At 70.0% G+C, this 1338-nt stretch carries 1 protein-coding gene; it reads left to right on the forward strand.

Annotation, left to right across the window (positions count from 1 at the left end):
• Nucleotides 1-1338: dockerin type I domain-containing protein (locus PZA18_RS23865; protein ID WP_284103396.1), on the forward strand; the 1338-nt coding region annotated here is incomplete at both ends.

Genomic DNA, 1338 nt, shown 5'->3' on the forward strand with positions numbered 1-1338 from the left:
CCCTGGCGCTGAACCGTGAACTGAACGGCCAGACCTCCTCGGCCGATGCCGGCAACTGGCAGCTGCCGCTGTTCCAGAGCCGCCTCAGTCACGATCAGACCGAGATCCGCGACAGCGGCAGTCTGGCGCCGTGGCAGACCGGCGCCCGCCTGTGGTTGCAACTGCCGGCCAGCCTGAGCCAGCCACAAGCCCCGTTGCAGGCGCTGCGCTTCAGCCTCGCCACCGAAACGGTCGACCTGGGCCACGGCCTGCACAGCTTGCGCCCCGTGTTCAACGGCCCGGCCGGCTGGCGCCTGGACGCCCTCAATCCGTCCAGTGATCGCCCCGTGGCGCTGCAGGCGCTGGGCCATAGCCTGTACGATCAGGCCACCGGTCTGCCCTGGCAGGCCGCCGGCTACCGCCTGACTGGCCCCGATGGCACGCAATACCAGCTGGCCGCCGATGGCCGGATCGAACGGGTGGTGTTCAGCGATGGCGTGCAATGGCTGCTCAGCGATGCCGGCATTGCCGTGGTCGGCCGTACCGACCGCCTCGACTGCCTGCGCGATGCCCAGGGCCGGCTCAGCCGTGTCAGCGGCCCGACCGCCCAGGGCAGCCAGAGCCTGGCTTACCGCTACGACGCCCAGGGCCGCCTGATGCTGGTGCGGCCGCTGGGCAGTGAGGACATCGGCCAGCGCTATGGTTACGACCAGAACGGCCAGCTGTTGACCCAAGCCATCACCGCCGACCTCGGTGCCGCCGTGCACTGGCAGGGCGCCACGCCGCGCAACCGCTGGGAGGGCCAGCTGAGCGATGGCACCTCGACTTACCTGAGCTTCAGCGTGCGGCAAAGCGAGCTCGACGCCAGCGTCAAAACCCCCGGCGCCCAAGGCGCAGTGATTCTGGCGATTGACAGCCAGGGCGCCACGATCGACGCCCTTGGCGCGACCGTGATCGGCCGCAGTGGCCGCACCACCCTGATCCGCGTGACCGAAGCCGGGCTCAAGCTGCTGCAGCTGACCGGCAAGGGAGATGCCCAAGTCACCATCCGCCTCGCCGGCGACCTCAACCGCGATGGGGCGGTGGATGGGACGGACAGCACCTTGTTCGAACAGGCGCTGGCTGCCGCTCAGGGCGCCACGCAGCCACCTGGAATGGCCGCAGACATCAACGGCGACGGGGTTCTCACCGCCGCCGATCGCCAACTGCTCTACGCCAACTACGGCTGGCGCGCCAATCAGGCACCGCTGGTGCAGGCCGGGGCGGGTATCCGCACCCCCGCCAACGGCGCCCCCTCGCCGGCGGGCGAGGGCGGGGGGAGTGGGAATGGATCAGGAGCGCTGCCGAATACCACGAATG

Origin of the sequence: Parachitinimonas caeni, from assembly GCF_030129945.1 — a bacterium.
Lineage (GTDB): Bacteria > Pseudomonadota > Gammaproteobacteria > Burkholderiales > Chitinimonadaceae > Parachitinimonas > Parachitinimonas caeni.